20 protein-coding genes are annotated in these 20,700 nt (G+C 70.6%); 16 read left to right on the top strand and 4 right to left on the bottom strand.

Annotation, left to right across the window (positions count from 1 at the left end; translation table 11 throughout):
* Window positions 1–301: 301 nt before the first annotated feature.
* The 3 genes from cysN to M8R19_RS03220 form a co-directional block, all read right to left on the bottom strand.
* Window positions 302–2,194, bottom strand: a complete 1,893-nt coding sequence (gene cysN / locus M8R19_RS03230; RefSeq protein ID WP_249916997.1) for a sulfate adenylyltransferase subunit CysN — start codon at window positions 2,192–2,194, stop codon at window positions 302–304.
* Complete coding sequence (gene cysD / locus M8R19_RS03225) at window positions 2,194–3,090, bottom strand: sulfate adenylyltransferase subunit CysD (RefSeq protein WP_249916996.1); 897 nt, start codon at window positions 3,088–3,090, stop codon at window positions 2,194–2,196. Before cysD ends, cysN begins: the two co-directional genes overlap by 1 nt.
* 111 nt (window positions 3,091–3,201) lie before the next feature.
* Window positions 3,202–3,672 carry an SRPBCC domain-containing protein gene (locus M8R19_RS03220; protein ID WP_249916995.1) on the bottom strand — a complete coding sequence of 157 codons (471 nt, stop codon included), beginning with the start codon at window positions 3,670–3,672 and terminating at the stop codon, window positions 3,202–3,204.
* A 150-nt stretch (window positions 3,673–3,822) separates the two neighbouring features.
* Here M8R19_RS03220 and M8R19_RS03215 point away from each other — a divergent pair, with 150 nt between their 5' ends.
* The 8 genes from M8R19_RS03215 (at window position 3,823) to M8R19_RS03180 (ending at window position 11,623) form a co-directional block, all read left to right on the top strand.
* Complete coding sequence (locus M8R19_RS03215) at window positions 3,823–4,938, top strand: DUF1214 domain-containing protein (protein WP_249916994.1); 1,116 nt, start codon at window positions 3,823–3,825, stop codon at window positions 4,936–4,938.
* Complete coding sequence (locus tag M8R19_RS03210; protein ID WP_249916993.1) at window positions 4,935–6,098, top strand: sulfotransferase family protein; 1,164 nt, start codon at window positions 4,935–4,937, stop codon at window positions 6,096–6,098. Before M8R19_RS03215 ends, M8R19_RS03210 begins: the two co-directional genes overlap by 4 nt.
* A gap of 34 nt (window positions 6,099–6,132) precedes the next feature.
* Window positions 6,133–6,921: an SDR family oxidoreductase gene (locus M8R19_RS03205; RefSeq protein ID WP_074981661.1), complete on the top strand. Its 789-nt coding sequence runs from the start codon at window positions 6,133–6,135 to the stop codon at window positions 6,919–6,921.
* 10 nt (window positions 6,922–6,931) lie between these two features.
* Window positions 6,932–7,903 carry an acetyltransferase gene (locus M8R19_RS03200; protein WP_249916992.1) on the top strand — a complete coding sequence of 324 codons (972 nt, stop codon included), beginning with the start codon at window positions 6,932–6,934 and terminating at the stop codon, window positions 7,901–7,903.
* A 789-nt stretch (window positions 7,904–8,692) separates the two neighbouring features.
* A complete protein-coding gene (locus M8R19_RS03195; protein ID WP_116425026.1) occupies window positions 8,693–9,358 on the top strand; it encodes a M24 family metallopeptidase in 666 nt (221 codons plus the stop codon).
* A gap of 115 nt (window positions 9,359–9,473) precedes the next feature.
* Window positions 9,474–9,818, top strand: a complete 345-nt coding sequence (locus M8R19_RS03190) for a metalloregulator ArsR/SmtB family transcription factor (protein WP_116425027.1) — start codon at window positions 9,474–9,476, stop codon at window positions 9,816–9,818.
* A gap of 22 nt (window positions 9,819–9,840) precedes the next feature.
* On the top strand, window positions 9,841–11,124 hold the full coding sequence (locus tag M8R19_RS03185; RefSeq protein WP_249916991.1) for an arsenic transporter: 1,284 nt from the start codon (window positions 9,841–9,843) through the stop codon (window positions 11,122–11,124).
* A gap of 28 nt (window positions 11,125–11,152) precedes the next feature.
* Window positions 11,153–11,623, top strand: coding sequence for an arsenate reductase ArsC (locus tag M8R19_RS03180; RefSeq protein WP_069866039.1), 471 nt, complete (start codon window positions 11,153–11,155; stop codon window positions 11,621–11,623).
* A gap of 81 nt (window positions 11,624–11,704) precedes the next feature.
* Here the strand turns inward: M8R19_RS03180 and M8R19_RS03175 are convergent, their stop codons facing one another.
* Window positions 11,705–12,874, bottom strand: a complete 1,170-nt coding sequence (locus tag M8R19_RS03175) for a helix-turn-helix transcriptional regulator (protein ID WP_074981668.1) — start codon at window positions 12,872–12,874, stop codon at window positions 11,705–11,707.
* A 259-nt stretch (window positions 12,875–13,133) separates the two neighbouring features.
* On the opposite strand from M8R19_RS03175, the gene M8R19_RS03170 reads away from it, so the two are divergent.
* Genes M8R19_RS03170 through M8R19_RS03135 form a run of 8 tightly spaced genes read left to right on the top strand, consistent with a single transcriptional unit; the run spans window position 13,134 to window position 20,690 of the window.
* Entirely contained in the window at window positions 13,134–14,030 is an 897-nt protein-coding gene (locus tag M8R19_RS03170) for a VOC family protein (RefSeq protein ID WP_249916990.1), read from the top strand.
* Window positions 14,031–14,040: 10 nt separating this feature from the next.
* On the top strand, window positions 14,041–14,922 hold the full coding sequence (locus tag M8R19_RS03165) for a CoA transferase subunit A (RefSeq protein WP_074981672.1): 882 nt from the start codon (window positions 14,041–14,043) through the stop codon (window positions 14,920–14,922).
* Between the two features lie 12 nt (window positions 14,923–14,934).
* Entirely contained in the window at window positions 14,935–15,750 is an 816-nt protein-coding gene (locus M8R19_RS03160) for a CoA-transferase subunit beta (RefSeq protein ID WP_249916989.1), read from the top strand.
* On the top strand, window positions 15,747–16,604 hold the full coding sequence (locus tag M8R19_RS03155; RefSeq protein ID WP_074981675.1) for an enoyl-CoA hydratase: 858 nt from the start codon (window positions 15,747–15,749) through the stop codon (window positions 16,602–16,604). Before M8R19_RS03160 ends, M8R19_RS03155 begins: the two co-directional genes overlap by 4 nt.
* Window positions 16,601–17,701 (top strand): NAD(P)H-dependent flavin oxidoreductase, encoded by a 1,101-nt coding sequence (locus tag M8R19_RS03150; RefSeq protein WP_249916988.1) that lies wholly within the window; start codon window positions 16,601–16,603, stop codon window positions 17,699–17,701. The genes M8R19_RS03155 and M8R19_RS03150 overlap by 4 nt, the downstream gene beginning before the upstream one ends.
* Window positions 17,682–18,434, top strand: coding sequence for an enoyl-CoA hydratase family protein (locus tag M8R19_RS03145; protein ID WP_249916987.1), 753 nt, complete (start codon window positions 17,682–17,684; stop codon window positions 18,432–18,434). The genes M8R19_RS03150 and M8R19_RS03145 overlap by 20 nt, the downstream gene beginning before the upstream one ends.
* A gap of 16 nt (window positions 18,435–18,450) precedes the next feature.
* On the top strand, window positions 18,451–19,617 hold the full coding sequence (locus tag M8R19_RS03140) for an acyl-CoA dehydrogenase (RefSeq protein WP_249916986.1): 1,167 nt from the start codon (window positions 18,451–18,453) through the stop codon (window positions 19,615–19,617).
* Between the two features lie 11 nt (window positions 19,618–19,628).
* Window positions 19,629–20,690, top strand: a complete 1,062-nt coding sequence (locus M8R19_RS03135; RefSeq protein ID WP_249916985.1) for an acyl-CoA dehydrogenase family protein — start codon at window positions 19,629–19,631, stop codon at window positions 20,688–20,690.
* The last annotated feature ends 10 nt before the right edge of the window (window positions 20,691–20,700 follow it).

The raw sequence follows: 20,700 nt of genomic DNA, 5'->3' as shown, positions 1-20,700 counted from the left end.
AACCCATGCGGTCGTGGTGATGGGTATCGCTTCGCTCAACGCCATCCTACGAAAAGCCGTGCTCCCTGGAACCGTAGGAGACTCTGTCCGCGATTCTCGGCTGCTGGCTGGAATATCGGTGCCAGGTCTGAGAGCCCCCTCTCCCCAGCCCTCGGCTGCGCGCCCCGCCCTGAAGGGTGAGGGCGCTCCAAAGCCCAACCCCAAAGCCCCAGGCACACACCATTCGCGAGCAAGCTCGCTCCTACGAAAAACAAAGGCCCGCTCCCCGGGCAGGGGAGCGGGCCTCGGCATCCCACCAAACCTACCCCCTCAGCAACACCTCCACTATCCGCTCCGCCGCCGCTTCCGCCGACTCGACCCGCGTATCGACATGGATATCCGGCGCCTCCGGCGCCTCGTAGGGCGAGTCGATCCCCGTGAAGTTCTTCAGCTCCCCGCGTCGGGCCTTCTGGTACAGCCCCTTGGGGTCGCGCTGCTCCGCCAGGCTTAGCGGCGCATCGACGAAGATCTCCAGGAAATTGCCTTCGCCGGCCAGCGCCCGGGCCATGTCGCGTTCGGCGCGGAACGGCGAGATGAACGAGACCAGGGTGATCAGCCCGGCATCGAGCATCAGCTTCGCCACCTCCGCCACCCGGCGGATGTTCTCCACCCGGTCGGCCTCGGTGAAGCCCAGGTCGCGGTTCAGGCCGTGGCGCACGTTGTCGCCGTCGAGCAGGTAGGTGTGCCTTCCCAGGGCGTGCAGCCGGCGTTCCACCAGGTTGGCGATGGTCGACTTGCCGGCCCCGGACAGCCCGGTGAACCACAGCACCCGCGGCGCCTGGCCCTTCAGTGCGGCATGCGCGTCGCGGTTCACGTCGATGGCCTGCCAGTGCACGTTCTGCGCGCGGCGCAGGGCGAAGTGCAGCATGCCGGCGCCCACCGTGCGGTTGCTCAGCCGGTCGATGACGATGAAGCCGCCGGTGTCGCGGTTGTCGGCGTAGGCATCGAAGGCGATGGGGCGGTCCAGGTCGAGGTTGCACACGCCGATCTCGTTCAGCTCCAGGGTGCGCGCGGCCAGGTGTTCCAGGCTGTTCACGTCGACCCGGTGCTTGAGGGCGGTGCAGCTCATGCCCAGGGTGCGGGTGCCGATCTTCATCAGGTAGGGGCGGCCGGGCAGCAGGGCGTCCTCGTCCATCCACACCAGGGTGGCCTCGAACTGGTCGGCCACCTCCGGCGGGGCGTCGGCCAGGGCGATGAGGTCGCCGCGGCTGATGTCGATCTCGTCTTCCAGGGTGAGGGTCACCGCCTGGCCGCAGACCGCCTCTTGCTGCTCGCCGGCGGCGCCGAGGATGCCGCTGACCACGCTGGTCTTGCCCGAGGGCAGGGCGCGGATGCGCTCGCCGACGCGGATGCTGCCGGCGGCGATGTTGCCGCTGTAGCCGCGGAAGTCCAGGTTCGGCCGGTTTACCCACTGCACCGGCAGGCGGAAGGCTGCGCTGCTCTGCCGCGACTCCTCCAGGGGCACGCTTTCCAGGTGCTGCAGCAGGCTCGGGCCCTGGTACCAGGGCGTGTTCGGGCTGGGTTCGAGCATGTTGTCGCCGCACAGCGCCGAGAGCGGGATGCACTGGATGTCGCCCAGGCCGATCTGTGCGGCGAAGGCGCGGTAGTCGCGCTCGATGCGCTCGAACACTTCCTGGGAGTAGCCCATCAGGTCCAGCTTGTTCACCGCCAGCACCACCTTGCGGATGCCCAGCAGCGACACCAGGTAGCTGTGCCGGCGCGTCTGCACCAGCAGGCCCTGGCGGGCGTCGACCAGGATCACCGCGAGGTCGGCGGTGGAGGCGCCGGTGACCATGTTGCGGGTGTACTGCTCGTGGCCGGGGGTGTCGGCGACGATGAACTTGCGCTTGTCGGTGGCGAAGAAGCGGTAGGCCACGTCGATGGTGATGCCCTGTTCGCGCTCGGCGGCCAGGCCGTCCACCAGCAGGGCGAAGTCCAGTGCCTCGCCCTGGGTGCCGAGCTTCTTCGAGTCGACCTCCAGCTGGCCGAGCTGGTCCTCGAACAGCACCTTGGACTCGTAGAGCAGGCGGCCGATCAGCGTGCTCTTGCCGTCGTCGACGCTGCCGCAGGTGATGAAGCGCAGCAGCTGCTTGTGCTGTTGTTGTTCCAGGTAGGGGCGCAGGTCGTCGCCCAGGGCCGCGGGAATGGCGTTCATCAGAAGTACCCCTCTTGTTTCTTCTTCTCCATGGAGCCGGCCGAGTCGCTGTCGATCAGCCGGCCCTGGCGTTCGGAGGTGCGGCTGACGAGCATCTCGCGGATGATCGCCGGCAGGTCGTCGGCGTCGCTGTCGATGGCGCCGGTCAGCGGGTAGCAGCCCAGGGTGCGGAAGCGCACCTTGCGCAGCTCCGGGGTTTCCCCGGCGCGCAGCGGCAGGCGCGGGTCGTCGACCATGATCAGGGTGCCGTCGCGGCGCACCACCGGGCGCTCGGCGGCGAAGTACAGCGGCACGATGGGGATCTGTTCCAGGTAGATGTATTGCCAGATGTCCAGCTCGGTCCAGTTCGACAGCGGGAACACCCGCAGGCTCTCGCCCTTGCGCTTGCGCGTGTTGTACAGGCGCCAGAGTTCCGGGCGCTGCTGCTTGGGGTCCCAGCGGTGCTGCTCGGAGCGGATCGAGAACACCCGCTCCTTGGCCCGCGACTTCTCCTCGTCGCGCCGCGCGCCGCCGAAGGCCGCGTCGAAGCCGTACTTATCCAGCGCCTGCTTCAGGCCCTGGGTCTTCCACACGTCGGTGTGCAGCGCCGAGCCGTGGTCGAACGGGTTGATGCCGCGCGCCAGGCCTTCCGGGTTCACGTGCACCAGCAGCTCCAGGCCCAGGCGCCGAGCGGTCGCATCGCGGAAGGCGATCATCTCGCGGAACTTCCAGGTGGTGTCCACGTGCAGCAGGGGGAAGGGCGGCTTGCTCGGGGCGAAGGCCTTCATCGCCAGGTGCAGCATCACCGCGCTGTCCTTGCCGATGGAGTAGAGCATCACCGGGTTTTCGCACTCGGCCACCACTTCGCGGATGATCTGGATGCTTTCCGCTTCCAGCCATTGCAGATGAGTCAACATCGGTTACCTCCTCGTGTTCGGCCGGACTTCTCTCCGGCGTGGCGCCACGGTAGGTAATGCGCCGTCGCGGCTTCTTCGTCCGAGCAGACGAAAAAACCGCGACGGCCCGTTTCAGCCCTCCGCCCCGTGCAGCGCCTCGGCGTGGGCCTTCAGCGCCAGGGCCACGGCGTCGAAGCCCTGCTTGACCCAGGCGCCGTGGTTGGCCATGACCGCATCGGCGGTGGCGCCGAGGAACTGGTCGGTGGTGTGGTAGCGGCAGCTCTGCGGGCCGGTCTTCTCGATGAGCTGCTCGCGACGCGCGGCGTCCGGGTTGCCGGCGCTGGCGTGCATCTCCCAGGCCAGCAGGTACGGCGGCTCGAAACTGGCGAGCTGCTCGACCACGTGCAGCAGCTCGCCGGGGCGGGAAGGATCGGGCAGGAACAGGTTCACCGGCTCGCCCAGGCGCAGGCTCGACTCGACCTTGACGGTGTAGGGGTTCCACTGCGGGTAGCGGGGCAGGTCGACCAGCACCGACCAGACCAGTTCGGCCGGCGCTGCGATGTCCACGGTCAGCGAGCGGACCAGGTTCTTCTGCGTACTCATGGGGTGTGCTCCAGGTGCGTGTGCCGCACCGCGCGGCGCGCTCGCCCCGATGCTCGGCGCATTCGCCGGCGCGCTCCTCGTCCGAGCGGACGAAGAATCCGCCGCCGGCTCCTCCCTAAGGTCTGCCCAGGCCCACTGGAGGAGACCGACATGCCCACCGACCCCATCGAGCAGGAGGTTGTCAGCGGCGAAAGCTGGACGCGCTTCTGCGAGCAACTGCGCCGCAGCGGCGAGCAGATACTGCGCGCCGAGGCCCCGGCCGACGCGCAGACCCGCGCCGAAGGCTTCCGCTACCTGACGCGCCTGCTGCGCATCGCCCTGGAAATGCACCTGGAGTTCGCCGACGCCGACTTCCCCGGCTTCATCACCCCGTCCCACGAGACCGCCAAGATCGGCGCCGACAACCCGGACAACCTGTACCGCTACGCCCGTCTCAACGGTGCGCAGCGCTACCGCGTCAGCGGCACCCGCGGCAGTGTCGCCTACCTCAGCTTCGGCACCCAGAAGGGCGGCTACGAGACCGACGGCAGGATGATCCAGACCGGCTTCATCGACGCCGGGCAACTGCAGCTGGACGCCGACGGCCGCTTCGAGCTGATCCTTTCCCAGCAGCCGCCGGCCAGCGGCAACTGGCTGCGCCTGGAGCCGGAAAGCAACGCGCTGATCGTCCGCCAGACCTTCCTCGACCGCGCCAGCGAGCAGCCGGCGCAGCTGCGCATCGAGCGCCTGGACGCCGGTTCCGCGCCGCAGCCGCTGGACCCGCAGCGCCTGCAGCAGGGCCTGCAGCGCGCCGCCGGCTTCGTCGAGAACACCGCGCGGCTGTTCGCCGACTGGGCCCAGGGCTACCAGGCCCACGCCAACCGGCTGCCGCCGGCGGACCAGGCGCTGTGCCAGGCGGTGGGCGGCGACCCGAACATCTTCTACTACCACTCGTACTGGGCGCTGGCCGAGGACGAGGCGTTGCTGATCGAGGTGGAGCAGGTGCCCGAGTGCGACTTCTGGAACCTGCAGATCAACAACTACTGGATGGAGTCGCTGGACTACCGCTACCACCGCATCTGCCTGAACAAGCACTCGGCGCAGCTGGACGCCAACGGCGGCGTGCGCCTGGTGCTCAGCGCCCGCGACCCGGGCCTGCCCAACTGGCTGGAAACCGCCGGCCACCCCCACGGCACCCTCTGCCTGCGCTGGGTCGGCGCGCAGCGCCCGGTGCACCCGGGCACCCGCGTGGTCAAGCTCACCGACCTGAAGGAACTGGCGCCATGAACGACTTCTCCGCCCATTGCCTGCTGGCCGAGGCCAGCGCCCGCGCCGGCGGCCTCGATGATTTCGGCCCCGGCGACTACCACGAGGCCCTGGACGTGCTGGCCGCGGCCCTGCGCGACGAGGCCCGGCTTTCCGAGCAGGGCCGCGTGCTGCTGCGCGAGAAGCTGCTGGCGCAACTGGTCAACCGCCTGGTGCTGGAGGACTACTGCAAGCGCCATCCGGAAATCCTCGAACAGCCCATCGACGACCCGCTGGTGATCGTCGGCCTGCCGCGCACCGGCACCACGCTGCTGCAGCGCACCCTGGCGGTGGACGCGCAGTTCAGCAAGGCGCAGTGGTGGGAAACCCGCTACCCGGCGCCGCTGCCCGGCGAGGCCGTGGAGCGGCCGACGCAGCGCATCGAGCGGGCCCGCGCGGAAGTGGCGGGGATGGTCGAGTTCCTCCCGCAGCTGTTGGCCATCCACCCGCTGGACGCCGAGCAGCCCGACGAGGAATTCATGCTCATGGAGCACTCCTTCCTCTGCGCCATGGACTCCTACGTCAACGTGCCGGGCTACACCGCCTGGCTCGACCGCCAGGACCAGGCCCAGGTCTACCGCTACCTCAAGCGCAGCCTGCAGTTCCTGCAATGGCAGCAGGCCCGCCGCGGCATCGCCCCCGGCCGCCGCTGGCTGCTGAAGAGCCCGCAGCACCTGCACACCCTGGAACTGCTGTTCGAGGTGTTCCCGCGCGCCCAGGTGGTGCTCACCCACCGCGAGCCGGGCAAGACCATCCCGTCGCTGGCCAGCTTCATCCATACGCTCTGGCAGCTGTACAGCGACGCGGCCGACCCGCGCGCCGTCGGCGAGCAGTGGAACAGCCGCATGGCGCGGGCCCTGCGCCACACCCTGGCGGTGCGCGAGGGCATGCCGGCGGGGCGCTTCCTCGACGTGCGCTTCGAGGACACCCTCGGCGATCCGCTCGCCGTGGTCGAGCGCATCTACCGCTTCGCCGGCCTCGACCTCACCCCGGCCACCCGCGCGGCCATGGCCCGCTGGCTGGCGGAGAACGGCCGCGAGAAGCGCGCCAGCCACCAGTACGACGCCCAGCGCTTCGGCCTCGACGACGAGCGCCTGCGCCGCGACTACGCCGAATACCGCGCGCGCCACCTCGGCGCCTGAATCCGCCCCCACAAAAGCTCACAGGAGAAACAACATGCTGCTCAAGGACAAGGTCGTGATGGTCTCGGGCATCGGCCCGGGGCTGGGCATCAAGCTGGCCCTGGAGGCCGCCCGCGAAGGCGCCCGCGCCCTGGCCATAGGCGCGCGCAGCGAGGCGCGGCTGGCCGAGGCGCAAGAACGCATCCAGGCCCTGGCGCCGGACTGCCAGGTGCTGCGCCTGGCCACCGACATCACCGACGCCGAGGCCTGCAAGGCCTTCGCCCAGGCCACGCTGGCGCGCTTCGGGCGCATCGACGCGCTGATCAACAGCGCCTTCTCCCACGGCGGCTTCCAGGCCGTGGAGGAGGGCGACAACGCGCCGCTGCGCGAAGCCCTGGAGGTCAACCTGCTCGGCTCGCTGAACATGACCCGCGCCGTGCTGCCGCCGATGCAGGCGCAGCGCGCCGGGGCCATCGTCATGATCAACACCCTGGGCGTGCGCAAGCCCTACCAGGGCGGCGCCGCCTATTCCGCCTCCAAGGGCGCGCTGGCGGCGAGCGTGCGCTACCTCGCCAGCGAGCAGGCGGTGCACGGCCTGCGCGTCAACGCCCTGGCCTGCGGCTGGATGTGGGGCGAGCCGGTGCAGGCGGTGGTGCGCCAGACGGCCGCCGCGCGCGGCGTGAGCGAAGAGCAGGTGCGCGCCGAATTCAGCGCCGGCATCCCCGGTGGGCGCATGCGCAGCGACGAGGAATGCGCCCGTGCCGCGCTGTTCCTGGCCTCGGACTACGCCAGCGCGATCAACGGTGCGCAGCTCGACGCCAATGGCGGCGAGCTGATGGCCTGAGGGCGCCGGCATGCTCGAACATTGCGCCTTCAATGGCGACGCCGACGGCCTCTGCGCCCTGCAGCAACTGCGCCTGGCCGGCGAGCTGGGCGCGGCGCCGCGCCTGGTCAGCGGGGTGAAGCGCGACATCGCCCTGCTGCAGCGGGTGCAGGCCGGCCCCGGCGAGCGCGTCACCGTGCTGGACATTTCCCTCGCGCAGAACCGCGAGCCCACCCTGCGCCTGCTGCAGGCCGGCGCCCGCGTGCGCTACTTCGACCACCACCACGCCGGCGAACTGCCCGCGCACCCGGCCTTCGAATCCTTCATCGACACCGCCGCCGACGTCTGCACCAGCATCTTGGTCGACCGACACCTGCAGGGCCGCCACCACCGCTGGGCGGTGGCCGCGGCCTTCGGCGACGGCCTGGCCGGCCCGGCGCGGGCCCTGGCGCAGCGCCACGGCCTGGCGGCGGAGGAGGTGGCGGCACTGGAGGAACTGGGCCTGCTGCTCAACTACAACGCCTACGGCGAAAGCCTGGCCGACCTGCACTTCGAGCCCCTGGCCCTGGCCGAGGAACTGCGGCCTTACGCCGAGCCGCTGGACTTCGTGCGCCACAGCGCGAGCTTCGCCACCCTGCGCGCCGGCTACGCCGCCGACATGGCCCTGGCGCAAGGCCAGCGCCCCTGGCGCGAAGGCCCGGGCGCATTGCTCTACCGCCTGCCGGGCGAGGCCTGGGCGCGGCGGGTGAGCGGGGTGCTGGCCAACCAGCTGGCCAGCCGTGCGCCGGGCCATGCCATCGGCCTGCTCAGCGCCAAGGCCGGCGGCGGCTGGCTGTTCAGCCTGCGCGTGCCGGCCGCCGCCGAACTGCCGGCCGACGCCTTCTGCCGGGACTTCCCCACCGGCGGCGGACGGGCCCGCGCAGCCGGCATCAACCACCTCGACGACGAACACCTGGAACACCTCGCCAACCAGTTGCTGGAGCGATACCCCACGGCACCGTAGGGCGTACAACCGTTCGCGGTTGTACGCCGCCACACCACGACCCACCGCCCGCTCCAGGGTCGGACTCGAAGCGCCCCGGAGCCACGGCCAATCGGCGTATAACGCGGAGCGTTATACGCCCTACAGGAGTCCCCAGCGACGCCAACCACCTGCCGGAGCGATACCCCACGGCACCGTAGGGCGTACAACCGTTCGCGGTTGTACGCCGCCACACCACGACCCACCGCCCGCTCCAGGGTCGGACTCGAAGCGCCCCGGAGCCACGGCCAATCGGCGTATAACGCGGAGCGTTATACGCCCTACAGGAGTCCCCAGCGACGCCAACCACCTGCCGGAGCGATACCCCACGGCACCGTAGGGCGTACAACCGTTCGCGGTTGTACGCCGCTGCACCATGACCCACCGCCCGCTCCGGGGCCGGGCTCGAAGCGCCCCGGAGCCACGGCCAATCGGCGTATAACGCGGAGCGTTATACGCCCTACAGGAGCCCCCAGCGACGCCAACCACCTGCCGGAGCGATACCCATGGCACCGTAGGGCGTACAACCGTTCGCGGTTGTACGCCGCCACACCACGACCCACCGTCCGCTCCGGGGCCGGATTCGAAGCGCCCCGGAGCCACGGCCAAGCGGCGTATAACGCGGAGCGTTATACGCCCTACAGGCGCCTGTCCCTGCAGGCAATCTCCGATCGGCTGGAAATCCGGCACCCGCGACGACAGTTGCATTCGGCTATCGCTATGTAGAACTCTATACGCCGAAACCCCGAGGACTCCGCAGAGACTGCCCGAATGAATACCGCCGTGTACGCCAAGGAAGCCGTGGGCGCGAACTATGCGCCGGAACTGATGAAATACGCCCAGGCCCGCACCTGGGAGGCCGTGGACGCCATCGCCGCGGCCATCCGCCCGGGGATGAGCGAGTCCGAGGCCACCGCCATCGGCAAGCAGGTGCTGGCCGAGCTGGGCATGCAGCGCATCTGGCACCCGCTGCTGATCCGCTTCGGCGCCAACACCCTGAAGACCTTCAAGCAGCGCTCCGACGGCGACCCTGTGCTGGGCGCGAACGATATCTTCTTCATCGACATGGGCGTGGTCTGGCGCGGCCACGAAGGCGATGCCGGGGCCACCTTCGTGGTCGGCGACGACGCCGAGATGGCGGCCTGCGCGGCGGCGGCCAGGGAGCTGTTCCAGCGCGTCGAGGCGCACTGGCGCGACACCCGCTGCAGCGGCGTGGCGCTGTACGACTTCGCCCATGCCCAGGCCGAGGCGCTGGGCTGGAAGCTCAACCTGGACATCAAGGGCCACCGCGTCAGCGACTTCCCCCACGCCATCTACCGCGCCGGCGACCTGGGCGACTACGCCGAGCACCCCAACGGCGGGCTGTGGATCCTGGAAATCCAGATCGCCCACCCGCACAAGCCCTACGGGGCCTTCTACGAGGACCTGCTGGCCTGACGCACGGCGGGTGCCCTCGGCGGCAACCGCCGGGGGCGTTTGAAGGCGCGCCCGGAGTTGTCTTTTACATATGGAAATCCGTATATTCGGATTTCCATATGTTCTGGTGCCCCCGATGATCGCGCCCCCCGAAGTCTTCAAGTGCCTGGCCGACGAGACCCGCGCCCGCGCCACCCTGCTGATCGCCGAGCAGGGCGAGCTGTGCGTCTGCGAGCTGATGTGCGCGCTGGGCGACAGCCAGCCCAAGGTCAGCCGCCACCTGGCGCAGCTGCGCGCTGCCGGGCTGCTGCTCGACCGCCGCCAGGGGCAGTGGGTGTACTACCGCCTCAACCCGGCGCTGCCCGCCTGGGTCCATGAGGTGCTGCGCGTCACCCTGCAGGCCAACGCCGACTGGCTGAAGGAAAGCGCCGCCCGCCTGCGCGACATGGATGGCCGCCCCGTGCGCGCCAACTGCTGCTGAACCCCTCCCGGAACCCGCCTCGATGCTGCTCGCCGCTGCCGTCTTCCTGTTCACCCTCGTCCTCGTCATCTGGCAGCCCAGGGGGCTGGGCGTCGGCTGGAGCGCCAGCGCCGGCGCGCTGGTCGCCCTGGCCCTGGGCGTGGTGTCGCTGCACGACATCCCCACCGTCTGGGCCATCGTCTGGAACGCCACCGCCACCTTCATCGCGGTCATCGTCATCAGCCTGCTGCTGGACGAGGCCGGCTTCTTCGCCTGGGCGGCGCTGCACGTGGCGCGCTGGGCGGGCGGCAGCGGCCGGCGCCTGTTCGCCTTCTGCGTGCTGCTGGGCGCCGCCGTTTCCGCGCTGTTCGCCAACGACGGGGCGGCGCTGATCCTCACCCCCATCGTCATCTCCATGCTGCTGGCGCTGCGCTTCTCGCCGGCGGCGACCCTGGCCTTCGTCATGGCCGCCGGCTTCATCGCCGACACCGCCAGCCTGCCGCTGGTGGTGTCGAACCTGGTGAACATCGTTTCCGCCGACTATTTCGGCCTGGGCTTCGCCGAGTACGCCGCGGTGATGGTGCCGGTGAACCTGGCCAGCGTCGCCGCGACGCTGCTGGCGCTGTACCTGTTCTTCCGCCGCGACCTGCCGCAGCGCTATGCCGTGGACCAACTGCCGGCGCCGCGGGAGGCGATCCGCGACCCGGCCACCTTCGCGGTCGGTGCCTGGATGCTGCTGGCGCTGCTGCTCGGGCTGTTCGCCCTGGAGCCGCTGGGCATCCCGGTCAGCGCGGTGGCGGCGCTGTGCGCGGCGGTGCTCTTCGCCGTCGCCGCCCGCGGCCATGTGATCTCCACCCGGCGGGTGCTGCGCGAGGCGCCCTGGCAGGTGGTGGTGTTCTCCCTGGGCATGTACCTGGTGGTCTACGGCCTGAAGAACGCCGGCCTCACCGACTTCCTCACCCGCCTGCTGGACGGCCTGGCGGGGCAGGGCGTGTGGGCCGCGGCCCTGGGCACCGGCCTGCTGTCGGCGGCGCTGTCGTCGCTGATGAACAACATGCCCAGCGTGCTGGTGGGCGCGCTGGCGATCCAGGCCAGCGCCGCCGAGGGCGTGGTCCGCGAGGCGATGATCTACGCCAACGTCATCGGCTGCGACCTGGGGCCGAAGATCACCCCCATCGGCAGCCTGGCCACGCTGCTCTGGCTGCACGTGCTGGCGCGCAGGGGCATCCGCATCACCTGGGGCTACTACTTCAGGGTCGGCATCCTGCTGACCCTGCCGGTCCTGCTCGTCACCCTCTCGGCCCTGGCGCTGCGCCTGAGCCTCTGACGTCCGCCACGAAGCGGAGGAGTTCTGCATGCGAGTCCTGTTCATGTGCACGGCCAACAGCTGCCGCAGCATCCTTTCCGAAGCGCTGTTCAACCACCTGGCCCCGGAAGGCTTCGAGGCGGTGAGCGCCGGCAGTTTTCCCGGCGGACAGGTGCTGCCGCGCAGCCTGGCGACGCTGGAGCGTGCCGGCATCGCCACCGAAGGCCTGAGCAGCAAGGGCAACGACGCCTTCGCGGACAACCCGCCGGACATCGTCATCACCGTCTGCGACAAGGCCGCGGGCGAAGCCTGCCCGCTGTACTTCGGCCCGGCGCTGAAAGCCCACTGGGGCCTGGAGGACCCTTCCACGGCGCAGGGCGACGAAGCGCAGCTGGACGACGCCTTCCGCGCCACCCTGGCGCACATCGAGCGACGCTGCCGGGCCTTCTTCGCCTTGCCCTTCGCCAGCCTGGAGCGCGACGGGCTGCAGCGCGAGCTGGCGCGGATCGGCGACCTCTGACTGGCGGTGCGGCGGGCGCGGGACGCGGACGAGGTGCGCCTGATCGCCGGCTACGACCTGTCGATCTTTTGAACCGCCCGTTCAGGCCAGCGAGGCGACGCTGTTGAGCAGCGTCTTCACCAGCTCTGCCTGGCGCGTCACGCCGGTCTTGGCGAACACCCCGCGCAGGTGCGCGCGCACGGTGTTGCGCGACACGCCCAGGGCGTCGGCGGTTTCGTCGAGGGTCAGGCCGTCCATCATCTGCATGGCCACTTCGGTTTCGCTGCGGGTCAGCTGGAACAGGCTGCGCAGCAGGGTGCGCGAGGCCTGGGGCGAGTCGGCGGGGTTGCGGATGAACACCGCCACCGCCGGTTGGCGGGCGTCGCCGCGGCTTTCGTGGTGCAGGGCGATGGGCCGCAGCAGCAGGTTCAGCGGCATGCCGCCGCTGGGGCGGGTGAGGGCCAGGACTTCCACCTCGTCGTCGCGCTCGCGGCGCTGCAGCACGGTCTGGATGGCGCTCTGCAGGTTGCGGTTGTCCTGGCGGGCGAAGGCCTGCAGGCGCTCCTGCCGGCATTCCAGGCCGTCGCGGCTGTCCAGCAGGCGCTGGGCGGCGCCGTTGCAGCGCAGCAGGCGGCCGTGGGTGTCGAGGATGGCGGTGCCCACCAGCAGGCGGTCGATGGTCAGGGCATAGAGGCGTCGCTCGGATTCCAGCTGGTCCACCGTGGAGTGCAGGTCCACCGCCTGCTGCAGGTGCGGCAGCAGCAGTTCTACCAGGGCCAGGTCGGCCTCGCTGAAATCCTCGCCGGCGTGGTCGCGGCAGGCGAACAGCGCGCAGTGCATGCCGCCGGCGCTGAGCATCCGCGCCACCAGCACGTAGCGCAGGTCCAGCGGCGCCAGGTAGTGGCGGTAGAAGTCGTGGCCCAGCCACTGCGGCGTGCCCAGCACCCGGTCAGCGCTGGCGACCTGCCCGGCGGGCCAGTCGAGGAAGGGGCAGATGGCGTAGTAGTGCTCGCTGTAGGAGGGCTCGCCGGGCAGGTGCGGGCCGTGCGCGGAGGCGTTGACGATCAGCCCCGGGCGCTGGTGGTCGGGGTTGCGCAGCACCAGGGTGACGAAGCTGGCGCCGCAGCGCTGGCGCAGGGCTTCCAGCAGGCTGGCCCAGGGCGTGCTTTCCAGGGGGCCGCGGTAGACCAGGTCGAGCAGTTCGCTCAGTGCGGCGGCGCTGATGCCGGCGCGGGCGAACGGATCCCGGGCCGGGGAGGTGGCTGCGTTCATGGGCGCCTCGGGGCTGCTCGTTGTTGTTTGCGGGCGAGCATGGACGCGCCGCGGGGGCGTCGAATCGTCCGTTCGGCCTAGATGGCCAGGGGCCTGCGCGGTGTGTCCGGCGCTGCGCCGGACGGGCGCGCGCAGGCCCCGCCGGGCGCCGCTTTCGCGCTAGTCCCATCGGACGATGTTGGGCCTGCCCGGCGCTGTTTGAATCCCCATCACCAGTGGCCCCTGCGGCGGGCCCGCGACAACGATGAGGAGAGCACCCATGGATATCCGAGGACTGGGCTACGTGACCGTCCTGGCCAGCGACCTGGAGCGCTGGCGCAGCTACGCCGGCCAGGTGCTGGGCATGATGGTGGACGACGCCGCCCCCGAGGGCGCGCTGTACCTGAAGATGGACGAGCGCCACTACCGCGTGCTGGTGCTGCGCGATGGGCGCGACGGCTACGGCGCCAGTGGCTGGGAAGTGGCCGGCAAGGCCGCCTTCGAGCAGGCCATCGCCGAGCTGCAGCGCGCCGACGTGGAGGTCGAGCGCGGCAGCGCCGCCGACTGCGCGCTGCGCAAGGTGCAGGAAGTCGCTCTGTTCCGCGACCCCGACGGCAACCGCCACGAGCTGTTCTGGGGCCCCTGCCAGGACTTCAGGCCCTTCGTCTCGCCGGTGGGCGTCAGCGGCTTCGTCACCGGCGCCATGGGCATGGGCCACGTGGTGCTGCCGGCGCCGGCCTTCGAGCGCTGCCGCGACTTCTACGAGCAGGTGCTGGGCTTCGGCCTTTCCGACCTGATGAAGGTGCGCTTCACCCCCGACCCGCAGGAGCCGGAGAAGCGCATCCACTTCATGCACTGCAACAACGCCCGCCACCATTCCCTGGCGATCTTCGAATGCCCGATCCCCAGCGGCTGCGTGCACCTGATGCTGGAAACCGCCGCGCTCGACGACGTCGGCCGCGCGCTGGACCGCATGCACGCCCAGGGCGTGCAGCTGTCGGCCACCCTCGGCAAGCACACCAACGACCAGATGGTGTCGTTCTACATGCGCAGCCCCGGCGGCTTCGACATCGAGTACGGCCACGGCGGGCTGGAGGTGGACTGGCAGGCGCACACCCCCTTCGAAAGCACCGTGGTCAGCCATTGGGGCCACGATTTCAGCGTCGGCCGGCAGTAAGGAGCACAGCATGGACAAACGCATGACGGCCACCGAGGTGGTCGCCCAGCTGCGCGACGGCATGACCCTCGGCATCGGCGGCTGGGGCCCGCGGCGCAAGCCCATGGCCCTGGTCCGCGAGATTCTCCGCTCAGGCCTCAAGGACCTCACCATCGTCGCCTACGGCGGCGCCGACGTCGGCATGCTCTGCGCCGCCGGCAAGGTCAGGAAGCTGGTGTTCGCCTTCGTCTCGCTGGACTTCATCCCGCTGGAGCCCTACTTCCGCAAGGCGCGCCAGGCCGGCGAGCTGGAGGTGATGGAGATCGACGAAGGCATGCTGCTGCTGGGCCTGCGCGCCGCGGCCATGCACGTGCCCTTCATCCCCACCGCGGTGGGCCTGGGCACCGACGTGCTGACGCACAACCCGCAGATAAAACTGGTGGCCTCGCCCTACGCCGACGGCCGCGACTGGGTCGCCATGCCGGCGCTGAAGCTGGACGCCGCGCTGCTCCACGTCGACCGCGCCGATGCTCGCGGCGTCTGCCAGATCGAGGGGCCGGACCACTACATGGACGACCTCTTCGCCCGCGCCGCCGCCAACACCTACGTGAGCTGCGACGAGCTGGTCGAGCCCGAATACTTCCACGCCAACCCGCAGGCCGCGCGCCAGGTGTTCTGGGAGCGCAACCTCACCCGCGGCGTGGCGCACATCCCCGGCGGCGCCCACCCCAGCGCCTGCGCGCCGCTGTACGGCTTCGACGTGGCGCACCTGCAGCGCTACAACGCCTCGGCCCAGGAGGAGGGCGGCTGGCAGCGCTACTACGACGAATTCATCCGCGACGGCGAGGCGGCCTACCTGGACAAGGTCGGCGGGCTCGACGCGCTCCGCAAGCTGCCCCTGCCGGTGTTCTGACGAGGCCGAACCATGACTGACGCAAACGCTTCCTACAGCCTCGCCGAACTGCTGATCAGCACCGCCAGCGAGTGCTGGCGCGACGACGGCGAGGTGCTCGCCACCGGCATCGGGGTGATCCCCCGGCTGGCCGCTTCCCTGGCCATGCAAAGCTGCAACCGCGACCTGCTGATGACCGACTCCGAGGCCTTCATGGTCGGCGAGCCGGTGCCGCTGGGCGCGCGCAACGGCTACCAGCCGAAGTTCGACAGCTGGATGGGCTTCTCGCGCATCTTCGACAACGTCTGGGGTGGGCGCCGCCACGCGCTGGTGGGGCCGACGCAGGTCGACCGCTTCGGCCAGGCGAACATCTCCTGCATCGGCGACTACGCCCGGCCCAAGGCGCAGATGCTCGGGGTGCGCGGCTTCCCCGGCAACTCCATCAGCCACGCCAACTCCTTCTTCGTGCCGGCGCACAGCCGCCGGGTGTTCGTCGAGGGCGAGGTCGACATGGTCGCCTCGGTGGGCTACAACCCGGCGCGCCTGGCCCGCGGCTGGTCGCTGGACGACATCGACATCCGCCTGGTCGTCACCGACCTCTGCGTGCTCGACTTCCAGGGCCCGCAGCGGCAGATGCGTGTGCGCTCGCTGCACCCCGGCGTGGAGCTGGCCCAGGTGCTGGACAACACCGGCTTCGACCTGGCGCTGCCGGCACGGATTCCGACCACCGCAGCGCCCACGGCGCAGCAGCTGGAACTCATCCGCCGCCTCGATCCGCACAACCTGCGCGCCCGCCAGCTCAAGGACGATCCGCCGGGCGACCGCCGCGCCGCAGGAGCACGGCCATGAACGAGGAAGTCGTGCTCTACGAGGTGCAGGGCCCGCTGGCCCTGGTCACCATGAACCGCCCCGAGTACCACAACGCGCAGAACTCGCGGATGACCTACGCGCTGGACGCGGCCTTCCGCCGCGCCTGCGACGACGACGCGGTCAAGGTCATCGTCCTGCGCGGGGCCGGCAAGCACTTCTCCGCCGGCCACGACATCGGCACCCCGGGGCGCGACGTCGACCAGAGCTTCGAGCGCGCCAGCCTGTGGTACGACCACGTCAACAAGCCCGGCGGCGAGTTCCTCTACGCCCGCGAGCAGGAGGTGTACCTGGGCATGTGCCGGCGCTGGCGCGAGATGCCCAAGCCGACCGTGGCCATGGTGCAGGGCGCCTGCATCGCCGGCGGGCTGATGCTGGCCTGGGTGTGCGACCTGATCGTCGCCAGCGACGATGCCTACTTCCGCGACCCGGTGGTGCGCATGGGCATCCCCGGGGTGGAGTACTTCGCCCACGTGCATGAACTGAACCCGCGCATCGCCAAGGAATTCCTCTTCCTCGGCGAGCGCATGCCGGCCGAGCGCGCCTGGCAGCTGGGCATGGTCAACAAGGTGGTGCCGCGCGACGTGCTGCCGGACGTGACCCTCGACATGGCCCGGCGCATCGCCGAAATGCCGCGCCTGGGCCTGCAGCTTGCCAAGCAGGCGGTGAACAACGCCGAGGACCTGATGGGCAAGCGCGCCACCATGGACATGGTGTTCGGCCTGCACCACTTCGCCCACGCCCACAACGAACTGGTCTCCGGCGACCGCCTGGGCGGCTACGACGCCCGCGCCATGGCCAGCTCCCAGCGCGAGCCGGCGGAGGGCGGCCGATGAGCGCGGACCTGAGCACCCGCGTCAGCCGCCTGCTCGGCTGCCGCTACCCGATCATCCAGACCGCCATGGGCTGGGTAGCCGACCCGCGCCTGGTGGCGGCCACCGGCAATGCCGGCGGCTTCGGCTTCCTCGCCGGGGCGACCATCGAGCCGCAACGCATGGAGGCGGCGATTCTCGAAACCAAGGCGCTGAGCGTCCAGCCGTTCGGCGTCAACTTCCACATGTACCAGCCCAACGCCGGCGAGATCGTCGAGCTGGTGCTGCGCCACGGCGTGCGCGCGGTCAGCTACAGCCGCTCGCCGGGGCCGAAGCTGATCGCCCGGCTGAAGGAGGCCGGGGTGGTCTGCATGCCCACCGTGGGCGCCCTGAAGCACGCGCAGAAGGCCGTGGAGCTGGGCGCCGACATCGTCACCGTGCAGGGTGGGGAGGGCGGCGGGCACACCGGCTCGGTGCCGACCTCGCTGCTGCTGGCCCAGGTGCGCGAGGCCGTGCAGGTGCCGATGGTGGCCGCCGGCGGCTTCCACGACGGCGCCGGCCTGGTGGCCGCGCTGGCCCTGGGCGCCGAGGGCGTGGCCATGGGCACGCGCTTCCTGATGAGCCGCGAGAGCCCGGTGCCCGAAGCCACCCTGGCGCGCTACCTGGGCGTGAAGGACCCGGCGGCGGTGATCGTCAGCCGCGCCCTCGACGGCCTGCCGCAGCGGATGATCCGCAACGAACTGCTCGACGCCCTGGAGGCCGCCGGCCCGCTGCGCCGCCTGCGCCTGGCGCTGCACTGCGCGCTGGCCTACCGGCGCCTGTCCGGCATCGGCTGGGGGCAGATGCTCCAGGCCCTGCGCGAGCGCGGCGAACTGAGCCTGAGCCAGGCGCTGCTGGCGGCCAACGCGCCCATGGTGATCCAGAAGGCCATGGTCGACGGCCAGCCGCAGGACGGCGTGCTGCCGGCCGGGCAGGTCGCCGCGTTGCTCGCCGGCCGCCCGCCGTGCGCCGAGATCATCCAGACCATCGTCGCCCAGGCCGGGGCGCGGCTCGCCGAGCTGGCCCGCCGGGTAGACCCGCAACCATCCCAGGAGAGCCGCCATGCCACCGTTTCGCGCTGACATCCACGAGCACATCGCCGAGCTGGTGTTCGACCGCCCGCCGGTGAACGCCTTCGACTGCGCCGGCTGGGCGGCCATCGCCGAGGCGCTGGAACGCCTGGGCCGCGACGACGCGGTGCGGGTCATCGTCATCCGCGCCGAGGGCCGCGGCTTCTGCGCCGGCGTCGACATCAAGGAACTGGCCGCCGACGGCAACCTGATCGTGGCGGTGAACAAGGGCAACTACGACAGCTTCAAGGCCGTGCACCGCAATCCCAAGCCGGTGATCGCCGCCGTGCACGGCTTCGTCCTCGGCGGCGGCATCGGCCTGTGCGGCGCGGCGGACATAGTCATCGCCAGCGAATGCGCGACCTTCGGCGTGCCCGAGGTGGACCGCGGCGCCATGGGCGGCGGCGCCCACCTGCAGCGCCTGTTCCCGGTGCAGAAGGTGCGCCACATGTACTTCACCGGCGAGCCCATCGACGCCTACGAGGCCTACCGCCTGGGCGCGGTGGAGCGCGTGGTGCCGCGCGAGAAACTGCGCGAGGCGGCGCTGGAGGTGGCGCGCAGGATCGCCGCCAAGAGCCCGCGGATGATCGCCCTGGCCAAGGAAGCGCTGACCGGCATCGAGGACGGCAACCTCGAAGACAAGTACCGCTGGGAGCAGGGCTTCACCCTCGAGGCCTACCGCTCGCTGGACTCCCAGGAAGCGCGCGACTCCTTCGTGGAAAAGCGCGAAGCGCAATTCAACTGACCGCAGGCGACAGCCCATGGACCTGAACTACAACCCACAACAACAGGCCTTCCGCGAAGAGGTCCGCAGCTGGCTCGCGGCCAACGTGCCGAAGCGCCCCTTGCCCTCCTACGACACCGAGGAAGGCTTCCGCCTGCACCGCGAATGGGAGGCACGCCTGCACGACGGCCACTGGGGCATGGTCACCTGGCCGGAAGCCTACGGCGGGCGCGGCTGCGACCTGATCCAGTGGCTGATCTTCGAGGAAGAGTACTACCGCGCCGGCGCGCCCGGGCGGGTCAACCAGAACGGTATCTTCCTGCTCGGCCCGACGCTGATGGAGTTCGGCAGCGAGGCGCAGAAGGCCCGCTTCCTGCCGCGCATGGCGCGCGGCGAGGACGTCTGGGCCCAGGGCTGGTCGGAACCGGGCGCCGGCTCCGACATGGCGGCCATCCGATCGCGCGCCGAGCGCGACGGCGAGCACTTCGTCATCAACGGCCAGAAGACCTGGTCCACCCGCGCGGTCTGGGCCGACTGGCTGTTCGGCCTGTTCCGCACCGACCCGGCTTCCAGCCGCCACCACGGCCTGACCTTCATCCTGGTGCCGCTGGACAGCCCCGGCATCACCATCCGCCCCATCGCCCAACTCGACGGCCTGCCGGGCTTCGCCGAAATCTTCTTCGACGACGTGCGGGTGCCGGTGGAGAACGTGCTGGGCGGCGAAGGCCAGGGCTGGCACGTGGCGATGTCCACCGCCGGCTTCGAGCGCGGGCTGATGCTGCGCTCGCCGGCGCGCTTCCAGGAAACCGCGCGGCGCCTGCTGCAGCTGTACCTGGACAACCGCGAGGCGGCCGACCGCGACCCGGCCATCGGCGAGGCGGTGATGCGCGCCTGGCTCGACGCCGAGGCCTACACCCTGAGCACCTACATGACCGCCTCGCGCCTGCAGCAGGGCGGGCGCATCGGCGCGGAATCCTCGACCAACAAGATCTTCTGGTCGGAGCTGGACCAGCGCATGCACGACACCGCCCTGAGCATCCTCGGCGCCCGCGCCGAACTGCTGCCCGGCGCGCCCGCCGCGGGCGAGGTGGGGCGCTGGCTGGATGGCTTCCTGTTTTCCCTGGCCGGGCCGATCTACGCCGGCACCAACGAAATCCAGCGCAACATCATCGCCGAACGCATGCTCGGCATGCCCCGCGCCTGAGGAGCATGGCCATGGACTTCACCTTCAACGACGACCAGCTGCGCTTCCACGACAGCGTGCGCGCCTTCCTCACCAACCAGGTGCCCCCCGAGCGCCAGCGCGAGCTGTGGGCCGGCGACAGCGGGCGCAGCGACGAACTCTGGGCGCAACTGGCCGGGCTGGGCCTGACCGCCCTCAACCTGCCCGAGGCCTACGGCGGCCTGGGCCTGGACGAAACCGACTGGGTCCTGCCGGCCCAGGAGTGCGGCTACGCGGCGTTGGCCGAACCGCTGCTGGACACCGTGCTGGTCGGCGCGCCGCTGCTGGCCGCCCTGGGCGACGAGCACGAGGCGCTGAAGGCCGACTGGCTGGGGCGCATCGCCGAAGGCCGCGCGCGCCTGGCGGTGGGGCACCCGGACAACCTGCTGGTGGCCGATGCCCACGTCGCCGATCTGTTGATCCTCGGCAGCCATGATGAAGTACACGCCGTGCCGCGTGAGGCCGTGCAACTCACCGGCAACGCGGTGCTGGACCCGGCGCGGCGCCTGTTCGCCGTGGCCTGGACGCCATCCGCCGCCACCTGCGTCGCCCGTGGCGAGCAGGCCCACGCCTTGTGGAGCGCGGCCTTCGAGCGCGGCGCCCTGGCCTGCGCCGCGCAGCAGCTGGGCCTGGCGCGGCGCATGGTCGACCTGGCGGTGGACTATAGCTTCGAGCGCAAGCAGTTCGGCAAGCCGATCGGTAGCTTCCAGGCGGTCAAGCACCTGATGGCCAATGTCGCGGTGCTCATCGAGTTCGCCAAGGGCCCGCTGTACCGCGCCGCGCAGTCCCTCGCCGAGGGCCACCGGCTGGCCGCGCTGCACGTGTCCCAGGCGCGCCTGGCCTGTGCCGAGGCCTCGCAGCTGGCGGCGAAGAACGCCATCCAGGTACACGGCGCCATGGGTTACACCTGGGAGGTCGACCTGCAGCTGTACATGAAGCGCGCCTGGGCCCTGGACAAGGTCTGGGGCGACCGCAGCCTGCACAAGGCGCGGCTGTGCCAGGCGCTGTTCGCCGGCGCTGTCCAGGCCGGCGCCGGCCACACCTTCGGCCGCTGAGGAGAGCGAA

Origin of the sequence: Pseudomonas sp. R3.Fl (assembly GCF_023516765.1) — a bacterium.
Classification (GTDB): domain Bacteria; phylum Pseudomonadota; class Gammaproteobacteria; order Pseudomonadales; family Pseudomonadaceae; genus Pseudomonas; species Pseudomonas citronellolis.
Note: the sequence above shows the minus strand (reverse complement) of the source record. Positions and strands in the feature narration are given on the sequence as shown.